Genomic DNA, 25,753 nt, shown 5'->3' on the forward strand with positions numbered 1-25,753 from the left:
CACACTGGCCGACGTGAGCGCCGCCACCTCGACCACCCACCGCCCCGGCAGGTGGCACCGCCTCGACACCGCCGCCGACGGCCTCACCCTCGACCTCGGCCTGTACGCCGCCGCAGCCGCCTTCGCCGCGATCACCGCCGCCACCAGCACCCTCGTACCCCACCGGGCCTGGGGCACCATCGCCGCACTCGGCTACCTCGCCGCCGCACTCGCCGCCACCGGACAACTCCTCCTGCGCCGCCACCGACCACACTCGAAGCTGGTCACCCTGCCCGGACGCGCCCTCGTCACCGCACTCGCCTGGGCCGGCACCGCCCTGCTGCCCCTGATCTGGCAGAGCGTGCAACGCACGGCCGGACGCACCGACCGCGCCCAGGAAGAGGTCCTGGTCGTCGAGGACTCCGGCACCCGCCTCGTCGACACCGGAACGCCCTACCTGGGGCCCGACGCCATCGCCGCCCTGCCCCCCGACGAACAACTCCTCGGCTACACCCCCTACCAGCCGGGCATGGCCCTGTTCGGAATACCCCGGGCGTTCGCCGACACCTGGTGGACCGACGCCCGGGTCTGGTTCGCCGTCGGCACCGCCGTGGCGCTGCTGCTCGCCATCCGCATCCTGCGACCACCCACCGCCCGCACCGACACGACCCGGCACGACGCCCTCCTGCTGCGCGGCGTACAGGCCGCCACCGTCCTGCCCGTCTGCGCGCTCACGCTCGCCACCGGCGGCGACGACCTACCCGTACTCGCACTCTGCCTGCTGGCACTCGCCCTCGCCGCCACCGACCGACCCGGCTGGGCCGGCATCGCCGTCGGGCTCGCCGGAGCCCTGAAACTCTTCGCCTGGCCGGTCGCCGCAGTACTCATCATCTGGGGCCTCACCCGCCGCGCCGGCCTCCGCGTCGCCGCCGGAGCCCTCGGCCTCCCCGCCGCCGCGCTGCTCCCCACCCTCCTGGTCGACCGCAACGCGCTGGTGGAGAACGTCCTGCGCTTCCCCCTCGGGCACGGCCTCGTCTCCAGCCCCGCCGCCAGCCCGTTCCCCGGCTACCTGATCGCGAACGCCCTGCCCGCCGGCCGGATGATCGCCGCCGTGCTGCTGGTCGCCGCCGGCATCGCCATCGCCGTCCTGCTCGCCCGCCGCCCGCCGCGCACCGCCCGCAGCGTCGCCCTGATCTGCGGGTACGGTCTGCTCGTCGCCATCCTGCTGATGCCCGCCACCCGATTCGGCTACCTGCTGTACCCGATCGCGTTCCTGCTCTGGGCACCCGCACTCGACCTTCTCGGGATCCGGCAACCGCCGAGCGCGGACGACCGACAGGGCGTAGACCTGAGGACATGACCACCTACCGCGACCGCACCGAGGCAGGCCAGGAACTCGCCGACCGACTCACCGGCCTGATCGGCGAACCGGACCTCGTCGTGCTCGGCCTGGTACGCGGCGGCGTACCGGTGGCCCAGGTCGTCGCCGAACGCCTCGGCGCACCCCTCGACGTCCTGGTGGTCCGCAAACTCGGCGTGCCCTGGGCGCCCGAGGTCGCCTTCGGCGCACTCGGCCCCGGCGGCGAACGCGTCCTCAACGAGGTCGTCGCCGACCGGCTCAGCCCCGACGACATCGCCGCAGTACAGGCACGCGAACAGGCCGAACTGGACCGACGGGAACAGCTCTACCGGGCCGGCCGTCCACCCCTGGACCTCACCGGCCGTACCGCCCTGATCGTCGACGACGGCCTGGCCACCGGCGCGACCGCCCGCGCCGCCGTCCAGGTCGCCCGCCACCTCGGCGCCCGCCGCGTGGTGGTCGCCGTACCCGTCAGCGCGCCGCAGGCCCACGAGATGCTGGCCGCCGAGGCCGACGACGTGGTCAGCGCCCTGCGCCCCGCCGACTTCGGCGCGGTCGGCGCCTACTACGACGACTTCCACGAGGTCTCCGACCGCGAGGTGACAGCGGCGCTTACCACTATCGGGTGACCCGACCAGGTACCTTCGGGTCATGAGCCTGACCTGTCCCAAGTGTCGCGGTGAGATGCGCCAGTACGAGCGCAGTGGGGTCGTCATCGACCAGTGCGGCGAGTGCCGTGGGATCTTCCTCGACCGTGGCGAACTGGAGAAGCTGTTCGAGGCGGAGGCCAACTGGAGCGCCGCCCAGCAGCCCCCGCCCGCTCCCCAGGGTGGCTACCAGCCCCCACCGCCGCCGCCCCCCGCGCCCGCCCCGCACCAGCCCGGCTACGGCGCCGTCCCGCCTCCGCCCCCGCCGCACGGCTATCCGGCACCGGCGCCCGCCTACGGCCACTCCCAGCAGCACTACGGCTACCACGGCCACTACCGGCGTAAGAAGCGCAAGAGCTTCCTGGACGACATGTTCGGCTGAGCAATATCGCGACCGGGCCGCCACCTCGGCCGGCCCGGTCGCCCGCCCGCTCGAAGCGGTCCCGGACGGCTCAGACGATGGCCATGTCGACGAATCTCGACAGGTGCAACTGAGCTGCGACGGTCACCGTGTCGGTCGGACCATTTCGATGCTTGGCAACTATGAAATCCGCCTCTCCGGCTCGGGGCGATTCCTTGTCGTAGTAGTCGTCGCGATGCAAAAGTATGACAACGTCGGCATCTTGTTCAATAGACCCGGATTCGCGCAAATCGGACAGTTGCGGACGCTTGTCGGTGCGCTGTTCGGGGCCACGGTTCAGCTGACTGACCGCGATGACCGGGCACTCGACCTCCTTGGCCAGCAGCTTCAGGCCTCGGGACAGGTCCGCGACCTCCTGCTGCCGGCTCTCGGTGCGCTTCGGTGAGGTCATCAGCTGGAGATAGTCGACCACGATCAGCTTGAGGTCGTGCCGCTGCTTGAGCCGGCGGGCCTTGGCCCGGATCTCCATCAGGTTCATGCTCGGCGTGTCGTCCACGAAGAGTGGCGCCTCACTGATCTCACCCATGCACCGGGCGAGCTTCGTCCAGTCGTCGTCGGAGAGCTGCCCGCTGCGCAGCACGTGCAGCGGCACCCGCGCCTCGGCCGAGAGCAACCGCATGACGATCTCGACCTTGCTCATTTCCAGCGAGAAGATGGCCGCCGCATGGTTCGCCCGGATTGCCGCGTTTCGGGCGAAGTCCATACTCGCCGTGCTGTTGTGCGTGGGAATCATCGACCGACCGGCCAGGTACAGATGATCCTCGTTGTCGACCGTCACGCACCGCACCGGGACGCTCGACACCGGTCGCACATCCACGATGTAGCGGGACCGAGTACCCGCACGGCCGGTCGCGTGCCGGCGCGTCGCGTGTGACTCCCGCTTCCGGGCCAACCGGAACACCTCGTCCGAGGTCGAGAAGTTCAATATGAAAGCAGTCGAGCTTTCGGGAGTGCGACCGCTGACTCGCTTGCGGTTGATCGAGCATCGGTAGCCGAGGCTGACGACGAGTTCGTACACATCCTCGGCCAACCGCTCCGAGGTGGTGGCGTATTGGACATGGCCGGCCGGCGCAGCGGTACCGTCGGTGTCGAGCAGTCCGGCCAGCAGATCCCGTCGCTGCTCCTCCGACGCTCGGAGGTACGGCTGCGGGATGTGCTTGTCGTCAAGGACACCGGCGGCTCGGAGCAGGCCGGTGAACGAGCCGCGCAACCGGCGACACGATGCGCACTGGCGGGCACCGTTCCAGCTGGACTTCGTCGTCGTACCGCACGTCTCGCAACCCTCGCGGTCGACGGTCTCGACCATGCCTCTCGACCTGGCACCACAGGTCCTTCCGCAGGTTCGTACCGCAGACGCGCGGGGAGTGAAGGTGACGCCGCAGACGATGCAACAACGCTCGTCGAGTGGTGCCGGCGACGGCAGCTTGATGCCGTAGGAGTAGGTCCCGCTACCCGGGGTGACCCTGAAGCCGTCGGCTTCGACGTACTGTGCGATCTCCGGATCCGCCGATGTGAATCGGGCACCTGCGGAGTGCCCGTCGCCCAACCACACCCCGAGTGTGTACGGGGGAACGGGCAGGTCCTCGCGGGCGGGCAGGGACAGCGGCCGAGCATTGGTCACCGCGTGGTTCGCGCGTCCGTCAGCCGGATGCCGCAGTGTCGCGGCGATGTGCTCGGTGGTGACGGTCCGAGGGTGAGCCACAGTTGTCTCGCTGTTGATGACCCGACTCACCCGGCTCAGGTGCGCGTCGAACAGGGCATGGGCGCTGTAGGCGTCGACCGTCCGACGCCAGGGCTTGCCGTTCCGGGAATACTGGCGTTCGACCTTGCCGGCGATGCCGACCCCGGCCGCCACGACATGCAGGACGTTCCGGAAATCGGACCCGGCGATCTCCACAGCTTCCCGGTACGTGACGAGCCGGTCGGGGGCGGAGGTGACGGCCTGGTGTACGGCTGCCGCCTTGGCGCGTGCCGAGGCCTCCCACTGGTGGCGCGGCCGGAGTTCGTTCTGCTGGCGGCGTGAGGCGCGGGTGGTCGTCGTCCAGAGATGCTCGGCATCGGCGACGATGACCGAGCCGTCGGAGAACTCGACCTCGTAGCAGGGGCGGTTGTGGCGCACCTCGTAGGCGTGCGTCACGGTGGTGGGTCGACCGTCGGCACCGATCAGCTGGTCGCCTACCTTCACCTCGCCCATCGTGGTCCAGCCGGTCGGTGTCGGCAGCTGCGTGTCGAGCGCGAGCGCCTTTCCAAGACCCGGGCGGCCCGCCACGATGATCAATTGGCCGGCGTGCAGGCCGTTGAGCAGGCGGTCCAGGTCGGTGAAGCCGGTCGGCACGCCGGTCATCACGCCGCCCTGCGCGCCGACGGCCTCGATCTCGTCGAGGGTCGGTTGGAGCATGTCCGCCAGGATGGCGAAGTCCTCGCTGACCCGGCGTTCGGTCACGTCGTAGACGGCCTGCTGGGCCAGGTCGACGACGTCGTCGACGTCGCGAGTGCCGCCGCCTCCGGTGCCGTATCCGAGTTGGACGATCCTGGTGCCGGCCTCGACCAGTCGTCGGAGTACCGCCCGCTCACTGACGATGCGCGCGTAGTACGCGGCGTTCGCCGCGGTCGGCACGCTCGCGATCAGCGTGTGCAGGTAAGGTGCGCCACCGATCCGGGCCAGGTCACCGGAGTCGGCCAGCGCCGCGGCGACGGTGATCGCGTCGGCCGGTTCACCACGACCGTAGATCTCCAGGATGATGTCGAAGATGGTGGCGTGCACCGGCCGGTAGAAGTCGTTGGTCTTGAGGATCTCGACGACGTCGGCGATGGCGTCCTTGGACAGCAGCATCCCGCCCAGGACGCACTGCTCGGCCGCGACGTCCTGGGGTGGCGTCTTGTCGAACTGGCCGTCGCGCGGTGGCGGGCCGGACGGTTGCCCTCCGTTGGGAAACGACTCTGTCCGCATGTCATCCGTGACCGACACCGAGCCCCCCTCCACTGCGTCGGATCGTTCCTGGGCCTGCACAGCCCGGGTGCGAGAGTCGACCGGCCGTCGATCGGGGGCATCTGGCGGCGGGTCGGGGGCTAACGATACGGAACCCGAGGTCAGCCACTCAACCAGACCAGTGGATGAGCCTCGGGACAACCTGTGGATGGCGGTGGACGAGCATGTGCGCAGCGTGTGCACAGCATGTGGATAACTCCTGGGGAACAGCGAGGCGCACGCCGCTGAGCTGGACAGGTATTGTCCACAGCCTGTGGACGGGAATTTCCGGGTAGGGCTTTGTCCTGAACGTCCCGTAGGATCGGTGCCCTACGGCTACACCTGGACAGCGGATTGCGCTTTCGGTTGAGAAGGGTCACGCTCCGGCCGTGAGTTACCGGGACTGGGTACGCGGGGAGGACGGCCCGCGTGAGCGGCCGACCGCTTCGTGGGCCGAGCCCGTGGAACGGGACCCGGACGAGCGGTACGACTCCGCGGTCGAGCGGTACCGCACCCCGAGTCGGCGCCGGGCCGCCGAGCGCGGCCAGGAGGAGCCGGCCGAGCCGTACCTGCCGCGCTGGGCGCTGGAGTCCGGCGTGCGCAGTGTCGACGGCGGCGGGCGGCACGCTGCTCCGGATGAGGATGACGAGGTCGAGCGGCCACGGTACGCGGGCGGTCGGCGGTCGGCCGAGCGCGGCGGGAGTCGCCGGGCTGGTGAGTCGAGTTGGCGCGAGCCCACGGCACGGGCTGCCCTGCCGGCGTCCGATCACACCCGGGAGTGGACGTTCGACCGTCCACAGGAAGAGGGGTACGTCGGTAGTCGTCGCGCCGAGGACGACGACCCGGTCTCGGGTGTGACGCCGCAAAGCCGGCCGCGTCGGGCCCCGTCGCAGCGTCGCCAGGTGACCTGGTCGGGGCTTGCGGAGGAGGACGCCGAGTCCGACGCGTCCGAGCCGGCCGCCGAGCCACCCACCCGGCGTCGGCGGCGTGCGGCGGAGCCCTCGACGCCTGCGGTCGACCCGTGGCAGCGGGGCACGGAGCGGGCTGCGGAGCCGGAGTACCAGCAGCCGGCGGTGGATCCGTGGGACGCGTCCGGCCTGCACGCGTGGGACCGGTCGGCGGTTGATGGTCGCCGCGTGGACCCCGCGTCGGCCGATCCCTGGGACGCGGACAGTACGAGCCAGTGGCTTCAGGCGGCGGGTACGGATCCGTGGATCGAGCCGGACAGCACCGGCCAGTGGGATCGCTTCTCGGAGCCGGAGCCGAAGTCCGCGCCTGTGCCGGAGCCACGGGAGCGGGATCGACCCCCGGAGCGGTGGGCCGGTTCCTCCGAGCCGGACCGGTGGGATCGGACGGAGCCGCCTCGTTCGGGGGCTGCTCCGGCGACCTCTGGTGCCGGACAGTGGTCCTGGGCGGAGCGGGCGGAGCCGGAGCCGGCGCGGGAGCCCTTCTGGCCGGGTACGCGTCTGGCAGGCGACGATCCGCGGTGGGTGGACGCGCCGGAGTCGGCGCCTCGGTCGCCGGTGGTCGGGTACACCGCGCCTCGGCCACGGGCGGCGCCCCGTCGGCGCTCGTCGCCCGCACCGGCTCCGCCTCGGCCGGTCGGTATGGCGGCCGTACGGCGGCGGATCGAGGCGGTCGGTTCCGGGGGCTGGAACCGTCGGCTCGAGGACGACCTGCTCGATCCGGATCCGGGTGGTCCGTGGTTGCCGTTGCTGTACACCGCGGCCTGTTACGTGCTGCCGGCGGTGGTGATCTTCGTCTGGCTGTTGACGCTCGACGGGGCGCCGCCGGCCGGCTGCGTGACGGACATCAGTGGCGGCGGCTGTGATTCGCCGCGGGCTCGGGCGTTCGGCGCGATGGTGGGTGGGTTGCCCCGCTTCGGGCTGGCGTTGATGAGCAGTTTGGCGGTGGCGATGTTGCTGCGCCGGGTGGGTACGACGTGGCGGTCGACCACGGTGGCGCTGGCGGCCGCCGTGGTCGGTGGTGGTCTCTCCACGGTGATGATCAGTGCGGTGACGGGCCAGCCCATCGGCTGACGGTTCGGTCGTCGCGTTCCGTCGTTCGTCCGTCGGATACGCGGATGCGACAGGGCCCGCACCGGTGATCGGTGCGGGCCCTGTCGGGTACGTCCAGCGGGGCTCAGCCCTGCACGACGTTGAGGTTGAACGTGGCGGTCACCTCGGGGTGCAGCTTGACCCGCACCGCGTGCGACCCGATCGCCTTGATGTGACCGGGAAGCTCCAGCCGACGTCGGTCGAGCGCCGGGCCGCCGGCCGCCTTGACGGCGTCGACGATCTCGGCGGAGGTGACCGAGCCGAAGAGCCGGCCACCGTCGCCGGCCCGGGCCTTCAGGTTGACCTTGAGACCCTCGAGCTGGCCCTTCACCTCGTTGGCGTGGCCCAGATCGCGGATCTCGCGTGCCGAGCGGGCCCGCTTGATCAGCGTGACCTGCTTCTCCGCGCCCTTGGTCCAGGCGATCGCGAAGCCCTGCGGGAGCAGGTAGTTACGGCCGTAGCCGTTCTTGACCTCGACGATGTCGCCGGGGGTGCCGAGCCCGGACACCTCCTGAGTCAGAATGATCTTCATGGCGGTGCCTCCTCTCAGCGGGCCGTAGCGGTGTACGGCAGGAGCGCCATCTCACGGGCGTTCTTGACCGCACGGGCGATCTGCCGCTGCTGCTGCGAGGTCACGCCGGTCACCCGCCGAGCGCGGATCTTGCCGCGGTCGGAGATGAACTTACGCAGCAGCGCGGTGTCCTTGTAATCGATGTAGGTGATCCCGTCCTTGTCGAGCGGGTTCACCTTCTTCTTCGGCTTGCGCAGTGCCGCAGCCTTCGCCATTGCTCTTGCTCCTGGTTTACGATCACGGGCGCTCGGCGCCATTAGAACGGAGGCTCCTCGTCGAAGTTGCCGCCACCCGAACGGGAGGGGGCTGGTGCGGCCGAAGCCCAGGGGTCGTCGAAGTTGCCTCCGCCGCCGCCCTGGCCACCACCACCGCCGCCGCTGTTGCCGCCGCTACCGCCGAAGCCGCCGCCGCTACCGCCGGAGCGGGACATCTTCTGCACCTTCGCCGTGGCGTAGCGCAGAGACGGGCCGATCTCGTCGACCTCCAGCTCGATGACGGTGCGCTTCTCGCCCTCGCGGGTCTCGTAGGACCGCTGGCGTAGCCGGCCCGACACGATCACGCGGGCACCGCGCTGCAACGACTCCGCCACGTGCTCCGCGGCCTGACGCCAGACGGTGCACGCGAGGAACAAGGGCTCGCCGTCCTTCCACTCGTTGGACTGCCGGTCCATGTACCGGGGCGTCGAGGCGACCCGGAACTTGGCGACGGCTGCCCCCGAGGGGGTGAACCGCAACTCGGGGTCATCGGTCAGGTTGCCGATGACCGTGATGGTGGTGTCTCCTGCCATGACCAACTCCTCGCACACTCAACCGTTCCGCCGTACAGGTTCTCAGAACCCTCTGACAGCGCGGCTGAGGCTGTTCCGGGTGGGGCTAGGTGGATGGATTAGCGCATTTCCGGGCGGATGACCTTGGTGCGCAGCACGGACTCGTTGAGTCGCAGCTGGCGGTCCAGCTCGGCCACCGCCTCAGGCGACGCCTGAAGGTCGACGACGGCGTAGATGCCCTCGGCCTTCTTGTTGATCTCGTACGCGAGGCGCCGGCGGCCCCACACGTCGGTCTTCTCCACCGAGCCACCCGCGGTCCTGATCACATTCAGGTACGTGTCGAGCGACGGGGCGACGGTGCGCTCCTCGAGGCTGGGGTCGAGGATCACCATGATCTCGTAATGACGCAAGACGTGCTCACCTCCTGTGGGCTAAGCGGCCACGGTCCTTCCGTGGCAGGAGGTCGTGCGTCGCTGCCCGTCCCGCACCGGGGGAACCCGACCGGGAGCGGACAACCGGACCAGGATACCCGGCCCGAACGATCACCAGCACCGAGGTGACCGGCACAGCGAACCGGGGGTCCGCGTCGACGTCGCTGTCGACCCGGACCCCCGGTCACGGGACCGCGGGGCGTCCCGTCCGCATTCCTTGGGTGGGACCTGGGGAGGAACGACCACACCGATGAGGTTGGACCGAAGACGCCCCGCGGAGCTTTATCACGTTGTTATCTGACGATATCCCGGAAGTCAGCGCTTCATGGGGCAAATCCCAGAATTACCGACATTCTTCTTCTGCTGACCTCCGTCGACGTCCCACCGATGCCGCTGCGCCGACCGGGTCCGGTCGGGCATCGACAGGCGACCGGTCCGTCGACACCGGGATCAGGAACGTCCGAAGCGCCGGATCCATCGGTATCAACGAGTTCCGGCGGCCACGGTGACGCCATCGGGCCGGTGGGCGTCACCCCGACCGTCGGTCGCGCGACGTAGGCTCCCCTGCATGCGTATCGGAGCCCACGTCGATCCGACCGACCCGCTGGCGGAGGCGACCGCCCGAACGGCCGACGCCGTGCAGTTCTTCCTCTCCGACCCGCAGGGTTGGAAGGCCCCACAACCCCGTGCGGACGCGGAACTGCTGCGCGCCGCCGAGGTCGACGTCTACGTGCACGCGCCGTACGTCGTCAACGTCGCCACCGGCAACAACCGCATCCGCATCCCGAGCCGGAAACTGCTGCTCGCACACGCGCAGGCCGCCACGGCGATCGGCGCCAAGGGGCTGGTGGTGCACGGTGGCCACGTGAACGCCGGCGACGATCCGGCCAGCGGCATCGAGAACTGGCGCAAGGCCCTGGCGTACGCGGCGGACTCCGGTGGTTTCGGGCTGCCGGTGCTGATCGAGAACACGGCCGGCGGCGAGAACGCCTGCGCCCGTCGACTCGACGCGCTCGCCCGGCTCTGGGACGTCATCGGCGAGTACGACGTGGGTTTCTGTCTCGACACCTGCCACGCGCACGCGGGCGGCGAGGAACTCCTCGGCCTGGTCGACCGCGTGAAGGCGATCACCGGACGGATCGACCTGGTGCACGCCAACAACTCCAAGGACGCGTTCGACTCGGGCCGAGACCGCCACGACAATCTGCGCGGCGGCACCATCGAGCCGGACCTCCTGGTGGCCGTGGTCCGGGCGGCCGACGCCCCGGTCATCGTGGAGACTCCCGGTGGGGCCGACGGGCAGAGCGGCGACATCGCCTTCCTGCGTGGACAACTCGGCCCGGGGACGTCGGCGGCATGACCACGGACCAGTCCGCCACCGGCGGCGCACAGTCGACCCCCCAGGACAGCAGCACTGCGGCCGAGCCGTCGCCCCCCGGTGCGTCGACCGACGTCCCTCCGGCGGCGACGAACGCAGGGGCCGACGCCGGCACGCGTGCCACCGGCCCGGACACCACCGCCGTCGACAGCATGGAGGCTGCGGCCGTCGGCGGCCGGGCAGGTTCCACCTCGGACCGGGGCACCGAGGTCGAGCCGACCGCTACGGCCGGCTCACCGGCCACTGCCACCGGCGCGGACGCCGGCAGCGGTGACACCGGAAACGACAAGACCGCCGGAAGCGACAAGAGCAGCGGGGACGGCAAGACCGCCGGGAACGACAGGAGCAGCGGCAAGGACACCGCGAGCAAGGACGCCGCCGACAAGGGCGCTGGCGACAAGGACGGCAGCGACTCGGACAAGGAGAAGACCGGCGAGGGCGCCACGGGCGACGACAAGTCGGACCCCTGGGCCGCCTTCGGGCCTGCTCCCGTCCCGGTACCCACCTGGTACGGGCGGCTCGGTCGCCGCCTCGGCCGGTTCGCCATCCACGAGTGGACCCTGGCCGCTCTCGGTTCTCTGGCGCTGGCCGTCCTGATGACCTGGCCGACGCTGCGCTATCCACGGCACACCCTGCCGCAGGACTACTGGGACCCGAGCCTGCAGGCATGGCAGATGGCCTGGTCGGGACACATCCTGAAGACCGACCCGGCGCAACTCTGGCACGCCAACACGTTCTTCCCGGAACGGTGGAGCTTCGCGTTCTCCGACACCCTGCTCGGGTACGCCCCGGCAGGCATGATCGGGACCGGCCCCGAACACGCGCTCCTGCGCTACAACATCATCTTCGTGCTGGCCCACGCGCTCGCCACGTTCGGCGCGTACGTGCTGGCGCGGCAGCTCGGGGCCAGCCAGATCGGGTCGGCGGTGGCCGGGGTCAGCTACACCTACGCGCCGTGGTTGCTGGCGCAGGCCGGTCACCTGCACGTGATCTCCAACGGCGGTATCCCGCTGGCGCTGGCCATGCTCGCGCGGGGGCACGGTTGGTCGCTGCGGCACGGCTACCGGCCCGAACGCCGCAACCCCGGTTGGGTGTACGCCGGCTGGCTGGTCGCCGCCTGGCAGTTGAGTCTCGGCTTCGGCATCGGCCTGCCGTTCGCGTACGTCCTCGCCGGCACGGTCGTGGTGGCCGCCGTCATCTCGTACGCCAAGCGCATCTTCTGGCGGGTGAAGCGGCCCTTCGGTCAGCGGTTGCTGACCGCCGACCTGATCGGCGGCCTGATCTTCGCCGGAGTCGGCATCCTGCTGGCCATCCCGTACTTCACGGTGACCCAGCTCCACCCGCACGCGGAACGTTCCATCGCCGACATCGCCGTCTTCTCCCCTCCGGCGACCGGCTTCGTCACCGCTCCCGGTGAGTCCCGCGTCTGGGGCGAGCTGCACGAGGGTGCCCGGGCGATCCTGCCCTGGCACCCGGAGATGACGCTGCTGCCCGGCTTCGTGCTGTACGCGTTGGCGGCCGGCGGCCTGTTCTTCTCGATCTGGACGGCCCGCCAGCGCCTGCTGCTCTTCCTCGGCGTGCTGGTCACGATGGTGTTGGCGATGGGCACCGAGTTCTTCGGCGGCACCTACACCTTCGTCCCGCTCTTCGAGCACCTGCCCGGCTGGAACGGCATCCGTACGCCGGGACGGCTGATGCTCTGGACCACTCTGCTGTTGGGGCTGCTCGCGGCGGGCGCGGTCAGCGCGTTCGCCGAGCGGGTACGGGAGATCTCCGCCGAGCGGATCCCGTCCTGGCCCAGCCCGTGGCTGCGCCTGGCCACGCTGGTTCCGCTGGTGCTGGTACTCGCCGAGGGAACGAACACCACCCCGCAGCCGGTGGTGCCGACGCAGCCGGCCGCCATGCGTGAGGTCGACGGTCCGATGCTGGTGCTGCCCAGCGGGCAGAGCCACGACCAGCCGGTGATGCTCTGGTCGACCTCGCGGTTCCAGCAGGTCGTCAACGGCGGCAGCGGCTTCGTGCCCCGGCAACTGGACGACGTCCGCCGCGTGACGATGGCCTTCCCGGACCAGACCAGCGTCGACTACCTGCGCACCCTGGGCGTGCAGAACGTCCTGATCCTGCGGGACCTGGTCGTCGGCACACCCTGGGAGATCAGCATCGACGCGCCGGTCGACGGTCTCGGCATCACCCGCGAGGAGATCGGCTCGGTCGTCGTCTTCCGTCTCTAATCCACGTATTGCTGGTGCTTACAGCTTCGAGAAGCTACCTATCGAGGTAGGGCTGCAAACGACATGATGTGCGCCGACATCGCGAAGCGCTGACATCTCCGCCACGGCCAATTTAGCGACCACTCTTCGTTACATGACACTAATTACCAGACTTTAACACAGCGCGGAAGGGCACCATATCCGCGACAGCCCAGAAGGCATGCGGATACTAGCAGCCGCAGCGGTGATTTGGGGAAGTGTTACCCAATCAAGAACGAATTATTTCCGGGAAACCAACAGCAGTGCATGCATCGTCTCATTTAGGCAGCTATGCGCAGCTTGCCGCGATCCATACATTTGACATTATCGTTTCCCGTCAAATACAGTGCCTACCTGAATGGCCAACAATCAAAACCGTCGACCTCAATGGGTTGGCGAGTTGACCAACGGGAGGTGTTCGGGTGAAACTGAGGAAGCTCTTCGCGGCCACGGCAGTAGTCGCGACAACTATCGTCACCACCACACTCGCGAGCACAACTTCAGCCTCGGCAGAGCCGGCTGACATTTCGGAAGCCGCAGCCGCCAGTTGTTACGGTGGCGCAGTTTCCTTCCCGTCTCAGACTTTGGGCCCAGCATCCACGCGATATCTTCCCTCCTCCTCGGGCTACTACACGACGAGCTCTCGCTGCCAGGACATCAACATCAAGTTCGCCAACCCTGAGAGCGGAAACGTGCAGGTCCGGGTTTGCTGGGTGTCCCACGGCACCTGCAACTCGTACAAGACCCTATTGATGGACTCCGCCTGGAAGGTCATCGCTACCGATGTACTGGACGGCACGAGGTTCCGGGTTCAGATCTACAACTATCGGGACTGGAGCACGACTTTCGGCGGCCAGGTAGCCTACTAGCGTTGAATGGTTGCAGGCTCTCTGCGGAGAGCCTGCAACCATTCACACTATTGCCTCGCCTCGCCGACCACCCAGCTCATGCCGAATTCCCGACTACGTCGAATCCAACCTCTTATCCTCTCCAGGGCCGCCTGAACACTTCAAGTAGATGCGATCTTGGAGCAGCCAATTTCATGACTTAATAGAGACAGGATCAATGGAAGTGGTGGTGCGGCGACTTCGCCATCGGTCCAGCCAGGGCGCGTCGGGGGCGCCGTCGATGACGCCGCCGTCCGGGTCGTCCGGGTAGGTGCTGCGGACCGCGTCCCGCTCGGGGTGCAGGATCTCCCGGATCACCAGCACGCACAGGACCACCACCGTGGTCAGTCGCAGGCTGGCGGCCAGCACGAAGACGCCCTCGGGGAAGACCGGCCGACCGGTGGAGGCGCCGAGCAGTTGGCCGTAGAACGCGACGAAGTAGCAGACCTCGGCGGCCTGCCAGACGAGGAACGCTCCCCACTTGGGCCGGGCCAGCACCACCAGCGGCAGCAGCCAGAGGACGAACTGCTGCGACCAGACCTTGCTGAAGATCAGGAAGGCGGCGACCACCAGGAAGGCGAGTTGGCCGAGCCGGGGCCGGCGCGGTGCCAGCAGCCCGAGCGCGCCGATGCCGAGGCAGGCCAGTCCGAAGAGTACGTACGACAGGTTGTTGAGCACGGGGATGTTCGCGTCGAGCCACTGGAAGGGGCCGATGCTCGCCGGATCGCCGACCTTGCCGTCCAGGTAGCGACCGATGTACCACAGCGTGCCCCAGTCGATCGGGCGTTCGGTGTTGAGTTCGAAGAAGCGTTTCCAGCCGTCGCGGGTGGCTTCCGGAATGGCCACCGGCAGGTTCACCGCCAGCACCGTGACCGCTGCCGCGCCGATCGCCGTGAACGCGGCGCGTAGTCGGGCGGTGCGGAACGCGAGCACCAGGATCGGGCCGAGTATGAACAGTGGCCACATCTTCGCCGCGCCCGCCAGCCCGAGCAGGATCCCGGCCAGGACGGGTCGACTGCGGGCCCAGGCCAACAGCCCGAACGCGCCCAGTCCGATGGCGAGCAGGTCCCAGTTGACGGTTGCGGTGATCAGCAGTGCGGGGGCCAGGGCGAAGAGTGCGGCGTCCCATGGTCGTCGTCGGCGTAGCGACAGCAGCACCGCCACGGTGGCCACCGCCAGCGCCCCGAGCACGAGCACGTTCAGGTTGTAGAACCACTGCCCCTGGTTGATCTGCGGGTTGCCCTCGCCCACGGCGTGCACGGGCAGCCCCAGCGCCCCCATGAAGTACCCGGTCAGCACCGGGTACTCGACCGGGTGGTCGCGGTAGGGCACGGCACCCTCGTGGAGTCGCTCCGCGTAGTAGAGCGCCAGCACGTCGGTGTAGCAGAAGCGGGTGTACTGCTTGTTGTCCACCCAGGCGCCGTCCTGGCAGGGCGATTTCTGCACCCAGTGCAGGGCCAGGGTCAGGCAGGTCAGCGCCAGGACGATGCGTACCGCCGTCCAGAACCGGCGTTCCGCGCCGCTCTGACGGTCGCGCGCGGTGGCGTGGTCACCGAGCGGGCCGCCGATCAGCCCGGAGAGCCCCCGCACGAAGCCGTCGGAGCGGGACGGGTGGTCTGGGACACCGGTTTCATCGATGCCTGGCGTCGACTGGGTGCTCATGACCGTGCATCCTGCCGTATCAGTTGACCGCACAGAAGTCGAACCACGGCAACGCCTACCGATCAACTGTCGATGAATGCCTATTTATCAGCGGCTATGAACGCCGCGTGGGCGGCCCGAACCAGGTTCGGACCGCCCATCACGTGGACCGGAGATCAGTCCCGGGTGCTTCTCGGTGGCAGCAGGCCACCGCCACCACCACCCGGTCCTTCATTGTTGTTCGGGTCGCCACCGCCCGGACCGCCGTTTCCACCGCCCGGACCACCGTTGCCGGGGCCGTTGTTGCCCGGACCGCCGTTGTTGTTGCCGCCGCCCAGCAGGCAGCGCAGGTCCGTCGGGTCGCAGCCGCCCGGGTTCGACGGCGGCGCAGGCGGCGCAGGCGGCGGTGGTTCCTCGCCGTTGCCCAACTTGTCGTCGCCGACGCCGGTCACGTTCGGCAGGTCGGACGGATCGGAGCCCTTGAGCGCGTCGTCCATGTATTTCTTCCAGACCGCAGCCGGCAAGCCGTTACCCCCGACGTTGTCGCCGTTCTTGTCGACGATGGCCGGCTTCTTCGGATCGCGGCTGCCGACCCAGACGGCGGTGGCGACGTTCTTGTCGTAGCCGACCATCCAGGCGTGCGCGTTCTTGTCGGTGTTGTTGTGCTCCCAGGTACCGGTCTTGCCGGCCGCCTGCCGGCCGTTGCTCAGTCCGGCGTTGCTGCGGCCCGGGATCTCCTTCAGCACGGCGGTCACCTCGTCGGCGACCTCCGACCTGATCACCTGCGTGCCGCCGCCCCTCGTCAGCTTCTCACCGGCGATCTTGTCCCACTTGCCGGTCGCCTTGTTCTGCTTCTCCACCACCCGGACGAAGTGGGCCTTGTTGTACTTGCCGCTGTTGGCGAGCGTGGCCAGCCCGTTGGCGTGGTCGAAGACGGTGATCGGGTACTGCCCGAAGCCGATGACGCGGTCGAACGTCTTCTTACCGAGCTCCTCCGGCTTGTTCTTGGTCAGGTCGTACGGCTTCGGCGGGTCGACCGACCAGATGGTCCGGATGCCGGCCCGACGGGCGATGTCGATGACCTTGTCCTCACCGACCTGCTCGGCGATGTGGAAGAACGGCACGTTGTACGACCGCACGGTCGACTCCTGCAGCGTGCAGGACTTGCCGCAGCTCTGCCGGACGTCCCGGCCGGCGTTGATGATCTCGTTCGCGTAGCCGTCGGGCTTGAACGGGGTCGCGTCCCAGCGCGACTTGACCGAGATCCCGGCGTCGATCGCCGCCGCCAGCGTGTAGACCTTGAACGACGAGCCCGGCGGGTGACCGCCGACGATGTCGCCGTTACTGTTGGTGTTCATGCCGGCGTAGTCGAAGTCCGCGCCGCTGTTGCCGCCGTAGTAGGCCAGCACCCGCCCGGTCTTCGGGTCGATGGAGACCGCGGCGGCCATCAGGTTCTTGGGCTGCCCGTTGAGCACCGAGCCCTTACGGTCCGGCCGGGCCGCCTCCTCCAGGGCCTTCTGCATCTTTGGGTCGATGGTGGTGGTGATCCGGTAGCCGCCCTCACGCAGCTCGGTCACGCAGTTCGGCTTGTCCGGAGCGCCGGAGTTGGAGCAGATGCCCCACTCGTCCATCTCCTTGCGCACGTAGTTGATCACGTTGCCGACCGGAGTGGCGACGCCGAACCCGTTGTCCTTCTTGATCTTCTGGACCTTCGGGTATTCGGTCGGCCGCTCGAGCTTGCCGGGTACGCCCAGCCAGCCCTCCTCGACCATGCCGTTGATGACGTACTCCCACCGGGACTTGGCGTCGACCTCGTTGACCTCCGGGTCGAATCCCTTGTGGGTGGGGCTGATGTCCGGCTGCTTGATCAGCGCGGCGAGCACCGCCGCCTGCGCCGGGGTGAGCTTCGCGGTGGTGGTCTTGAAGTACGTCTGTGCCGCCGCCTCGATGCCGTACGCACCTCGACCGAAGTAGATCACGTTGAGGTAGTTCTCCATGATCTGCTCTTTGCCGAAGTTGTCGTTCAGCTTGGAGGCGAGGATCGCCTCCTTCACCTTCCGGCCGTAGCTGTCGTCCTGGAGGTTCTCGTAGGCGTTGCGGGCGTACTGCTGGGTGATGGTCGAGGCGCCCTGCCGGTCACCGCCGGAGAGGTTGTTCCAGGCGGCCCGGGCGATGCCCTTGTAGTCGACGCCGGAGTGCCGATAGAAGTTGCGGTCCTCGGCCGCCGCGACGGCGTTACGCACGTGCTCCGGCATCTGGTCGATGGTGATGAAGATGCGGTTCTCGTTGCCGAGCTTGGCCACGACGCTCTTGCCGTCCTTGGCATAGACCGTGGTGGAGAGCGGCAGCGGGATCTCCTTGGGCAGCACCACGTTCGTCGAGTAGTAGGTGAATCCGACGACGCCGATACCGGCCAGCATGATGAACACCGCGAAGCTGGCGATCAGCATGTTCATCCGCTTGCGCTTGCGGGCGCGGGACACCGCGTTCGGGTCGCGACCACCGCGACCGGGACCGGCCGGACCACCCGGACCGCCGGGTCCGCCCGGCCCACCAGGACCGCCGACACTGGCCCGGGCCACCGCAGCCCGGCCCCCGGCACCGCCCACGGACGCCGCACCGACACTCGCCCGGCCGGCCGACGCGGCGCCGACGGACGCCGCACCGACGGACGCCGCACCGACGGACGCCGCACCGACGGAGGCACGGCCGGCGGGCCCACCCGGGGCCGGGCTGACCGGCACCGAGGCGCGCCCGGACCGACCGGGGGCGGGCGAGACGGGCACCGAGGCGCGGCCGGGCGCGGCCGGCGAGACCGGCACCGAGGCCCGACCGGGGCCGGCGCGACCGACGGAGGCGGAACCGGCGACGGAACCGCCATGCGGGGGTACGCTCGCCGACCCGCCGACCGAGGCCCGACCACCGACCGAGGCGCGGGCCGACGGGCCGGACGACTCCGGGCCGCTCGACCAGTTGCCGCGCGGTTCACCACCCGGGTAGCGGTACGCGTCGTCCGCCTGCCCCGGGTCGTCCTGGCCCGGAATCCGGGCCCGTCCGCGCGAGGAGCTGGGATCGCCGTACGAATTCATTCCTCACACCCTGCCGTCGCGGTGGGGCGCACTCGCACCGCCACCGGTTTGCCGTGAGTTGGGACACGTGAGTGCGGGGCACGGGGGTGCCGCCACAGTGGTGCCACATCCGAATCAATCGGACTATTCAGACCTACAAGCCGTCGGGCGCCCCGGTCGCGTGCAGTACGGCCGGGGTCGGCCGATCGAGCTCGAATCACCGTTGCGCCTCTCGCCTTCGCCGGGCACCTGCTCCACTGGCGGCAGCCACTCCACCCGGCGTCTCCTGCTCCGACTCGCCACCGGTCAACCCGTCCCGCCCGAGCAGGTACTGCTCGACGAGATGGTTCCAGTCACAGCCGAGACACACCTCCACCACGAAGACCTGGAACTCACGCAGCGTCATCGCCAGCACGGACAACTCCGCCACCGTACGGGCCTGGCCGGCAGACTGCTTGAGCTCGTCGCCATAAATGTAATGGACGTGCGTGAGGTTCTCGCTCCGGCAAATCGGGCAACGCTGCTCAGTGGGCTCGCCGTGGAACCGAGCCGCGTTCTTGAGGTAGGGAGACGCGTCGCACAGGTCATAGGTGCCGACGCGACCGGCGAGGAGTTCACGCAGCAGCGCTCGCTTCCGGAGCGAGTAGTCGACGACCTGGCGCTGCGTACGCATGCGGCAAAGGGTACGCGGTCTCGTCTGGTGGGGCGACCACCGTGACGATCCGTGATGAGGGGACCTCGGAGCGAGGAGTTTGCCCGCCGAGGTGTGAGACGCTACGGTGCGATGTATCGGCCCGATACATCGCGGCGGTTAGCGCTCCACGCACAGGGTAAGGGAAGGGTGGCCGTGCTCGAACTCGCCATCCTCGGCCTGTTGCAGGAGGCCCCGATGCACGGCTACGAGCTCCGTAAGGAGCTCACCGCCAAGCTCGGGGCGATCCGAGCTGCGATCAGCTACGGCTCGCTCTACCCGACCCTGCGCCGGTTGCAGGCGGCGGGATGGATCACCGAGGCCGCCGAGACACCCGCCACCGCCGAGGAGGTTCCCGCGCTGACCAGCCGACGAGGTCGGGTGGTCTACACCATCACCGCGGAAGGAAAAGAACGCTTCGCTCAGCTCATCGCACAAACCGGGCCGGAGACCTACGGCGACACCGGTTTCGGTGTGCACTTCGCGTTCTTCTCCCGAACCGACCGGGCGACCCGACTCCGAATCCTGGAAGGTCGGCGCCGCACGATCGAGGAACGTCGCGAGGGCCTTCGCGACATGCTGGGCCGGGCGGCCGAGCGCCTCGACGCGTACACCCTGGAGCTGCAACGCCACGGCCTGGAGGCCTGTGAGCGTGAGGTCCGGTGGCTGGAGGAGCTCATCGCCAACGAGCGCTCCGGCCGTGCCCCGACGGTCCCGCACGACGGGACGGCCGGCGGCCGACGAGATGACAACAGCCCGCCTCCGCCTGGAGAGACCAGGACAGAGCGGCCGTGACCAAGAAGAAGGAGGCACACGCGATGGGCTCCGTCCGCGTCGCCATCGTCGGTGTGGGTAACTGCGCCTCGTCCCTGGTACAGGGCGTCGAGTACTACCGGAACGCCGACCCGAACGACCGCGTCCCGGGTCTCATGCACGTCACCTTCGGCGACTACCACGTCTCTGACGTGCAGTTCGTCGCGGCGTTCGATGTCGACGCCAAGAAGGTGGGCATGGACCTCGCGGAGGCGATCGTCGCCAGCGAGAACAACACCATCAAGCTCTGCGACGTGCCGCCGACCGGCATCACCGTGCAGCGCGGCCCGACCTTCGACGGCCTCGGGCAGTACTACCGCGAGATCATCAAGGAGTCGGACGTCGAGCCGGTCGACGTGGCGAAGGCGCTGCGCGACGCGCAGGTCGACGTGGTCGTCTCCTACCTGCCGGTGGGCTCGGAGCAGGCCGACAAGTTCTACGCCCAGGCCGCCATCGACGCGGGCTGCGGGTTCGTCAACGCCCTGCCGGTCTTCATCGCCTCGGACCCGGAGTGGGCGCAGAAGTTCACCGACGCCGGTCTGCCGATCGTCGGTGACGACATCAAGAGCCAGGTCGGCGCCACCATCGTGCACCGGGCCCTCGCGAAGCTCTTCGAGGACCGGGGCGTCGAGCTGCTGCGCACGTACCAGCTCAACTTCGGCGGCAACATGGACTTCATGAACATGCTGGAGCGCAATCGCCTGGTCTCGAAGAAGATCTCGAAGACCCAGTCGGTGACCTCCCAGGTGCCGCACGAGATGGCCAAGAGCGACGTGCACATCGGCCCGTCGGACCACGTGCCGTGGCTCGACGACCGCAAGTGGGCGTACATCCGCCTGGAGGGTCGCTCGTTCGGCGACACCCCGCTCAACGCGGAGCTCAAGCTCGAGGTGTGGGACTCGCCGAACTCGGCCGGCGTCATCATCGACGCCGTCCGGGCCGCGAAGATCGCCCTGGACCGCAAGATCGGTGGCCCGATCCTGTCGGCCTCGTCGTACTTCATGAAGTCCCCGCCGGTGCAGTACGCCGACCACGAGGCGCACGCCGCCGTCGAGGGGTTCATCACCGGTGAGGTCGAGCGCTGACGCGCTGACCACCAGCACCACCATGAAGGGTCGGGTCCATGAGGACCCGGCCCTTCATGTCGTCCGTCATCCCAGGCGACACTCGGATCGTGGCACTGTGGCTGCTCCCGGCCCGGCGTGTCGACTTCCTACAGTGCCACGATCGAGGCGGTGTCAGGACCAGGCGCGTTGCAGGGCGACCCGGGCCTCCAACTCCAGCAGCTTGATCTTGCGATCCAGACCGCCGCCGAAGCCGACCAGTTTGCCGCCGGCCCCGATGATCCGGTGACACGGCACGATGACCGGGACCGGGTTGCGGTTGCACGCCACCCCGACCGCGCGGGCGGCGCCGGGATCCCCAAGCCGCCGGGCCACCTCACCGTAGGTCAGCGTCTCGCCGTACGGGATGAGGGTCATCTCCCGCCACACCGCCCGCTCGAACTCGGACCCCCTCGGTACCCGCACCGGCACCCCGAACTCGGTCGACTCGCCGGCGAAGTACGCACGCAGCTCCGCCACCGCCCGCCGGGACACCTCGTCGACCGGTTCCCTCGGCGCGCCCGCCACCGCCGCGAAGTGCGTCCCGCACACGCTGTCGCCCTCGATACCCACGGAGAAGTCCCCGATCGGCGAGTCCAACACGGTCCAACGCATCCCGCCATTGTCCCCCAGCCGCCCACCGCAACCATGATCGCGCTCGATCCGGGATCGAGTGGTGTTCCACCGCAAGCGATGCCCCTCGATCCTGGATCGAGGGCGTCCCCGGCCCGGTCGACACACGCCGAACGGCCGGCGCCCGCCGGAGCATCCCCGTTCGGGGTGCTCCGGCGGGCGCCGGGTGTCGTGCGGCGGGGTCGTCAGGCTACCGAGAAGGTGAACTTCTCGCCCTTGCCATGCTTCGCATACGGGTCCTTGTTCGCGATCAACTTCTTGTTACCGGTCGAGCCTGCGGAAACCACACTGTAATCACGATTCACCACCGTGACCGTGCCATCGGCGTAGTAGTCCCAGAAACCGAACTTCTCCCAGGTGCCGACCGACTTCTTGCTCGCGATCAACGGCTTCTCGCCGTAACCCGGCGTGGTGACGTACTTGCCGTTGGCCAGAGCTTTCAGGGAGAACCACGTGCCGCCCGCAGGGGCGATCTGGAACTTCGCCGCCTTGGTAACCGACTTGCTGCTGGCGACCAGCGGCTTGCTGCCGGCCACGACGTACTTGCCGTTGGCCAGCGATCTGATGCTGATCACCGGAGCCGGCGCGTCGACGGTGAACTTCTCCGTCGTCCCGATGCTGGTCTTACTCGCCTTCAGTGACGACTTGCCGGACTTCGGCGCCGTGACGTACTTACCGTTGACCCTGGCCTTGAGGCTGATCGAACCGTCGGTGTGGTTGATGATCTGGAATTTCCCGGCGGTGACGATCTTCTTGTGACTGGCGATCAGCGGCTTGGTGCCCTTGCTCGGCGCGACCACATAACGGCCGGTGGACTTGGAGCGGAGCGCGACCAACCCGCTGCCGGCGTTGACGATGTCGTACCGCTGCGCGGTGCCCAGGCTCTTGCCGTTGTTGACGAGCGCCTTCTTGGTGCTGGCGGCAGTGACGAACCTGCCGTTGGACTTGGCCTTGAAGCCGTACGCCGAGCGGGCCTGGGTGACCGAGCCGACGGTCAACAGACGGTCGATCGAGCCCGCCTTCGAGTCGTAAACCGCGCCGGCGATGCCGGTGGTGACGATCCGGTCGCGAACCTGCTTCGGCTTCCAAGTCGGGTTGGTGTGCAGCAGGAGCGCTGCGGCACCCGCCACGTGCGGAGCTGCCATCGAGGTGCCGCTGAATGCCGTGGCGGCGGTGCTGCTGTCGTGCCGCGCCGACACGATGCCCGTCCCCGGGGCGAACACGTCCAGGCACTTGCCGTAGTTCGAGAAATACGCGCGCATGTCGATCCGGTCGGTGGCACCCACGGTGATCGCGTCCGGCAACCGGGCCGGCGACACCTTGCAGGCATCCCTGTTCTCGTTGCCTGCAGCGATCGCGTAGGTGAGCCCGGAGTCGATGGAGCGCTTCACGGCCGCGTCGAGCACCCGGTCCGCTTCTCCGCCAAGACTGACATTGACCACGGCCGGCTTCTTCGCGTTCGCGGTCACCCAGTCGATACCCGCGACGACGCTGTCGGTCGTGCCGAAGCCGTCGCAGTCGAGTACCCGTACGCCGACGAGCTTGACCTGCTTCGCCACGCCGTACTTGGCGCCGCCGACGGTGCCGGCCACGTGGGTGCCGTGGCCGTCGCAGTCCTCCTGCGACGCCGGCACGGGCGTGGTCGGGGCCGGGGTGGTGGGATCCGGCTGCGGCTCGGGGTCGACGGGCGGCTCGGGGTCGACGGGCTCGGCGAAGTAGTCGAACCCCATGATGGCCCGACCGCCGAAGTCCTGGTGCTTGGTGTTGATGCCGGTGTCCACGATGTACGCGGTGACGTTGCTGCCCGTGTTCGGGTACTTGAAGCTCTTGTTCAGCTTCGCGGACGCCTGGTCGAGCCGGTCGAGACCCCAGGACGGCGGGTTGCTCTGGGTGCCACTGGCCGACACCCGGCGCACCGGCTCCACGAAGGCGACGGCTGGATTCGCCGCCACCTTCTCGGCCTGCTGCGTGCTCATCGAGGCCGAGAAGCCGCTCAGCGCCGTACCGAACACCTGCCGGACGTTGCCGCCATTGGCCCGGGTGAGCGTGGCGGCGATGGTCCGGACCGAGGTGTAGGTGGCCCGTTGGTCCTTCAGCACGACGATGTAGCGACCCGGTACGACGTCGGAGCGCTCGGTGCCGCGCACCGCTGCCCGCGCGGGCTCTTCAGGGGTGGTCGCCGACGCGGCTTGGCCGGTGGCGACGGTGATGATGGAGGAGGCGGTCGCGAGGGCGAGCCCGGCCGCCGCCGAGCGGCGCAGTACGCCACGGCGTTTCACTAAATGATCTCCCCGTTGTGTCGACCGTGCCGGTGGGCAGGTCGGACGGACAGTGGATCGTCTCGCTTCGGCAGTGAATCTGCGAGCTGAAGAGACGTGCCAACATCATGTACGACCGACGCAACGACCCGTCTCAACCTTTCGGTCGAAACGTCGGCGTTTCGTCGTAGCGTCCGTCCCGTCGGGACGAGCCACGATGGACGTCGGGACAGCGCGGTGTCCAGAATCTGCGACGACGGGGGCGGTCGGCGATCAGCCGACGATGCCCTCCTCGCGCGCCCAGCGCAGCAGCTCGGCCTCGGCGGTGTCGCGGTCCAGCGGTCCGTGTTCCAGGCGCAGGTCCTTGAGGTGCTTCCAGGCGCGGCCCACGATCGGCCCCGGCGGGACGCCGAGCAGCTCCATGATCGCGTTGCCGTCCAGATCGGGCCGAACCCGGGCCAGGTCCTCGTCGGCCGCGATCCGGGCGATCCGCTCCTCCAGCGCGTCGTAGTCGGCAGCGAGTTGGGCGGCCTTGCGTCGGTTGCGGGTGGTGCAGTCGGACCGGGTCAGCTTGTGCAGGCGGGACAGCAGGTCACCGGCGTCGGTCACATACCGCCGTACCGCCGAGTCGGTCCACTCGCCCCGGCCGTAGCCGTAGAACCGCAGGTGCAACGCGACCAGCGCGGTGACCTTGGCGGTGACGTCCTTCGGGTAGCGCAGCGCCTTCATCCGCGCCTTGGTCAGCCGGGCGCCGACCACCTCGTGGTGGTGGAAGCTGACCCGCCCGTCCGTACCGACCGACTTGGTGGCCGGCTTGCCGACGTCGTGCATCAACGCGGCCATCCGCAGGACGAAGTCCGGCCCGTCCTGCTCGTACGAGATCGCGTTGCGGACCACCGTGAGGGTGTGCTCGTAGACGTCCTTGTGCTGGGCGTGCTCGTCGATCTCCAGCTTGAGGCCGGTCAACTCCGGCAGGAAGCGCTCGGCCAGCCCGGTGTCCACCAGCAGCCGCAGCCCGGTGATCGGGTCGGCCCCGGTGAGCAGCTTGGTGAACTCGTCCCGGATCCGCTCGGCGGTGATCCGGTCCAGGTCGGCCGCCATCCGGCTCATCGCCGCGTGCACGTCCGGGTGTACCGCGAAGCGGAGTTGGGCGGCGAACCGGGCGGCCCGCAACATCCGCAGCGGGTCGTCACCGAACGACTCGGCGGGCGTGCCCGGGGTACGCACCACCTTCGCGGCCAGATCGGCCAGTCCGCCGTACGGGTCGGTGAACCGGTGCTCGGGCAGGCTCACCGCCATCGCGTTGACGGTGAAGTCCCGCCGCCGCAGGTCCTCGCTCAGGCTGCTGCCGTACTGGACCACCGGGTTCCGGGTGACCTGGTCGTAGGACTCGGCACGGAAGGTGGTGATCTCCAGCCGCAGGCCGTCGCGTTGGCAGCCGATGGTGCCGAACTCCCGGCCGGTCTCCCAGATCGCCTCGGCCCAGCCGCGTACGACGGCGAGTGTCTGGTCCGGGTGGGCGTCGGTGCAGAAGTCGAGGTCCTCACCGAGTCGGCCGAGCAGGGCGTCGCGTACCGAACCGCCCACGAGGTGCAGTTCGTGGCCGGCGGCGGCGAACCGGCGACCCAACTCGTCGGCGACCGGCGAGACCCGGAGGAGTTCGGCGACGGCGTTGCGCTGCGCGGCGGTGAGTTCGCGGCGGTCGGTGGTGTGGGATGCGGCGGCTTCGGACATCGGACCAGCAGCCTATCGGTCCAGATCGGCATCTCATCCGCCGGGCGCGGGTAACGGGCCGGGGTTGACTAAGGTCTGTGGCGTGCGGGCCGGTACGG

The 25,753-nt window shown here is 68.9% G+C and carries 20 protein-coding genes; 9 read left to right on the top strand and 11 right to left on the bottom strand.

From position 1 onward, the window contains the following. Positions 1-13 precede the first annotated feature (13 nt). The 3 genes from ACWDVW_RS01910 to ACWDVW_RS01920 are packed head-to-tail and all read left to right on the top strand — an operon-like array spanning position 14 to position 2,368. Positions 14-1,339 carry a glycosyltransferase family 87 protein gene (locus ACWDVW_RS01910; protein ID WP_449943585.1) on the top strand — a complete coding sequence of 442 codons (1,326 nt, stop codon included), beginning with the start codon at positions 14-16 and terminating at the stop codon, positions 1,337-1,339. Then, positions 1,336-1,968, top strand: a complete 633-nt coding sequence (locus ACWDVW_RS01915) for a phosphoribosyltransferase (protein WP_449943588.1) — start codon at positions 1,336-1,338, stop codon at positions 1,966-1,968. Before ACWDVW_RS01910 ends, ACWDVW_RS01915 begins: the two co-directional genes overlap by 4 nt. 22 nt (positions 1,969-1,990) lie before the next feature. Then, positions 1,991-2,368, top strand: coding sequence for a TFIIB-type zinc ribbon-containing protein (locus ACWDVW_RS01920; RefSeq protein ID WP_449943591.1), 378 nt, complete (start codon positions 1,991-1,993; stop codon positions 2,366-2,368). A 70-nt stretch (positions 2,369-2,438) separates the two neighbouring features. Here the strand turns inward: ACWDVW_RS01920 and dnaB are convergent, their stop codons facing one another. Beyond that, positions 2,439-5,390, bottom strand: coding sequence for a replicative DNA helicase (gene dnaB, locus ACWDVW_RS01925; RefSeq protein ID WP_449944164.1), 2,952 nt, complete (start codon positions 5,388-5,390; stop codon positions 2,439-2,441). A 374-nt stretch (positions 5,391-5,764) separates the two neighbouring features. Between dnaB and ACWDVW_RS01930 the strand changes: the two genes are divergently transcribed. Continuing rightward, entirely contained in the window at positions 5,765-7,414 is a 1,650-nt protein-coding gene (locus ACWDVW_RS01930) for a hypothetical protein (RefSeq protein ID WP_449943594.1), read from the top strand. A 103-nt stretch (positions 7,415-7,517) separates the two neighbouring features. Here the strand turns inward: ACWDVW_RS01930 and rplI are convergent, their stop codons facing one another. The 4 genes from rplI to rpsF all read right to left on the bottom strand — a co-directional run bounded on the left by rplI (position 7,518) and on the right by rpsF (position 9,179). Further along, positions 7,518-7,964, bottom strand: a complete 447-nt coding sequence (gene rplI, locus ACWDVW_RS01935; protein ID WP_350698001.1) for a 50S ribosomal protein L9 — start codon at positions 7,962-7,964, stop codon at positions 7,518-7,520. Positions 7,965-7,978: 14 nt separating this feature from the next. Then, positions 7,979-8,218 carry a 30S ribosomal protein S18 gene (gene rpsR, locus ACWDVW_RS01940; RefSeq protein ID WP_007073789.1) on the bottom strand — a complete coding sequence of 80 codons (240 nt, stop codon included), beginning with the start codon at positions 8,216-8,218 and terminating at the stop codon, positions 7,979-7,981. Positions 8,219-8,259: 41 nt separating this feature from the next. Then, positions 8,260-8,808: a single-stranded DNA-binding protein gene (locus ACWDVW_RS01945; RefSeq protein ID WP_449943597.1), complete on the bottom strand. Its 549-nt coding sequence runs from the start codon at positions 8,806-8,808 to the stop codon at positions 8,260-8,262. An 80-nt stretch (positions 8,809-8,888) separates the two neighbouring features. Beyond that, on the bottom strand, positions 8,889-9,179 hold the full coding sequence (gene rpsF / locus ACWDVW_RS01950; protein WP_117228245.1) for a 30S ribosomal protein S6: 291 nt from the start codon (positions 9,177-9,179) through the stop codon (positions 8,889-8,891). 589 nt (positions 9,180-9,768) lie between these two features. Between rpsF and ACWDVW_RS01955 the strand changes: the two genes are divergently transcribed. The 3 genes from ACWDVW_RS01955 to ACWDVW_RS01965 all read left to right on the top strand — a co-directional run bounded on the left by ACWDVW_RS01955 (position 9,769) and on the right by ACWDVW_RS01965 (position 13,696). Further along, a complete protein-coding gene (locus ACWDVW_RS01955) occupies positions 9,769-10,560 on the top strand; it encodes a deoxyribonuclease IV (protein ID WP_449943600.1) in 792 nt (263 codons plus the stop codon). Beyond that, complete coding sequence (locus ACWDVW_RS01960) at positions 10,557-12,809, top strand: hypothetical protein (protein WP_449943603.1); 2,253 nt, start codon at positions 10,557-10,559, stop codon at positions 12,807-12,809. Before ACWDVW_RS01955 ends, ACWDVW_RS01960 begins: the two co-directional genes overlap by 4 nt. Positions 12,810-13,249: 440 nt before the next feature. Beyond that, the gene (locus ACWDVW_RS01965; protein WP_449943605.1) at positions 13,250-13,696 is read left to right on the top strand and encodes a hypothetical protein; all 447 of its coding nucleotides are present in this window, start codon (positions 13,250-13,252) and stop codon (positions 13,694-13,696) included. Between the two features lie 171 nt (positions 13,697-13,867). Here ACWDVW_RS01965 and ACWDVW_RS01970 read toward each other — a convergent pair whose 3' ends face one another. The 3 genes from ACWDVW_RS01970 to ACWDVW_RS01980 all read right to left on the bottom strand — a co-directional run bounded on the left by ACWDVW_RS01970 (position 13,868) and on the right by ACWDVW_RS01980 (position 19,096). Beyond that, positions 13,868-15,376 (bottom strand): glycosyltransferase family 87 protein, encoded by a 1,509-nt coding sequence (locus tag ACWDVW_RS01970; RefSeq protein WP_449943608.1) that lies wholly within the window; start codon positions 15,374-15,376, stop codon positions 13,868-13,870. A 155-nt stretch (positions 15,377-15,531) separates the two neighbouring features. Continuing rightward, positions 15,532-18,444, bottom strand: a complete 2,913-nt coding sequence (locus ACWDVW_RS01975; protein ID WP_449943611.1) for a transglycosylase domain-containing protein — start codon at positions 18,442-18,444, stop codon at positions 15,532-15,534. A gap of 196 nt (positions 18,445-18,640) precedes the next feature. Further along, complete coding sequence (locus tag ACWDVW_RS01980) at positions 18,641-19,096, bottom strand: DUF5318 domain-containing protein (protein WP_396743700.1); 456 nt, start codon at positions 19,094-19,096, stop codon at positions 18,641-18,643. Positions 19,097-19,270: 174 nt separating this feature from the next. Between ACWDVW_RS01980 and ACWDVW_RS01985 the strand changes: the two genes are divergently transcribed. Both ACWDVW_RS01985 and ACWDVW_RS01990 read left to right on the top strand, forming a co-directional pair. Then, positions 19,271-19,909, top strand: coding sequence for a PadR family transcriptional regulator (locus ACWDVW_RS01985; RefSeq protein ID WP_176095595.1), 639 nt, complete (start codon positions 19,271-19,273; stop codon positions 19,907-19,909). Positions 19,910-19,932: 23 nt separating this feature from the next. Then, on the top strand, positions 19,933-21,012 hold the full coding sequence (locus ACWDVW_RS01990; protein ID WP_449944168.1) for an inositol-3-phosphate synthase: 1,080 nt from the start codon (positions 19,933-19,935) through the stop codon (positions 21,010-21,012). A 153-nt stretch (positions 21,013-21,165) separates the two neighbouring features. On the opposite strand, the gene ACWDVW_RS01995 is transcribed toward ACWDVW_RS01990, so the two are convergent. The 3 genes from ACWDVW_RS01995 to ACWDVW_RS02005 all read right to left on the bottom strand — a co-directional run bounded on the left by ACWDVW_RS01995 (position 21,166) and on the right by ACWDVW_RS02005 (position 25,655). Then, positions 21,166-21,645: a methylated-DNA--[protein]-cysteine S-methyltransferase gene (locus ACWDVW_RS01995; RefSeq protein WP_449943615.1), complete on the bottom strand. Its 480-nt coding sequence runs from the start codon at positions 21,643-21,645 to the stop codon at positions 21,166-21,168. A gap of 203 nt (positions 21,646-21,848) precedes the next feature. Beyond that, positions 21,849-23,942, bottom strand: coding sequence for a S8 family serine peptidase (locus tag ACWDVW_RS02000; RefSeq protein ID WP_449943618.1), 2,094 nt, complete (start codon positions 23,940-23,942; stop codon positions 21,849-21,851). Positions 23,943-24,194: 252 nt separating this feature from the next. Further along, positions 24,195-25,655, bottom strand: coding sequence for a CCA tRNA nucleotidyltransferase (locus tag ACWDVW_RS02005; RefSeq protein WP_449943621.1), 1,461 nt, complete (start codon positions 25,653-25,655; stop codon positions 24,195-24,197). Positions 25,656-25,753: the final 98 nt, after the last annotated feature.

The organism is Micromonospora sp. NPDC003241, from assembly GCF_053589795.1.

Bases quoted from the DNA above. Each gene is read 5' to 3' on its own strand.
- ACWDVW_RS01915 (WP_449943588.1), top strand. From the start codon at position 1,336: ATGACCACCTACCGCGACCGCACCGAGGCAGGCCAGGAACTCGCCGAC.
- ACWDVW_RS01920 (WP_449943591.1), top strand. From the start codon at position 1,991: ATGAGCCTGACCTGTCCCAAGTGTCGCGGTGAGATGCGCCAGTACGAG.
- rplI (WP_350698001.1), bottom strand. From the start codon at position 7,964: ATGAAGATCATTCTGACTCAGGAGGTGTCCGGGCTCGGCACCCCCGGC.
- rpsR (WP_007073789.1), bottom strand. From the start codon at position 8,218: ATGGCGAAGGCTGCGGCACTGCGCAAGCCGAAGAAGAAGGTGAACCCG.
- ACWDVW_RS01955 (WP_449943600.1), top strand. From the start codon at position 9,769: ATGCGTATCGGAGCCCACGTCGATCCGACCGACCCGCTGGCGGAGGCG.
- ACWDVW_RS01960 (WP_449943603.1), top strand. From the start codon at position 10,557: ATGACCACGGACCAGTCCGCCACCGGCGGCGCACAGTCGACCCCCCAG.
- ACWDVW_RS01970 (WP_449943608.1), bottom strand. From the start codon at position 15,376: ATGAGCACCCAGTCGACGCCAGGCATCGATGAAACCGGTGTCCCAGAC.
- ACWDVW_RS01975 (WP_449943611.1), bottom strand. From the start codon at position 18,444: ATGAATTCGTACGGCGATCCCAGCTCCTCGCGCGGACGGGCCCGGATT.
- ACWDVW_RS01980 (WP_396743700.1), bottom strand. From the start codon at position 19,096: ATGCGTACGCAGCGCCAGGTCGTCGACTACTCGCTCCGGAAGCGAGCG.
- ACWDVW_RS01990 (WP_449944168.1), top strand. From the start codon at position 19,933: ATGGGCTCCGTCCGCGTCGCCATCGTCGGTGTGGGTAACTGCGCCTCG.
- ACWDVW_RS01995 (WP_449943615.1), bottom strand. From the start codon at position 21,645: ATGCGTTGGACCGTGTTGGACTCGCCGATCGGGGACTTCTCCGTGGGT.
- ACWDVW_RS02005 (WP_449943621.1), bottom strand. From the start codon at position 25,655: ATGTCCGAAGCCGCCGCATCCCACACCACCGACCGCCGCGAACTCACC.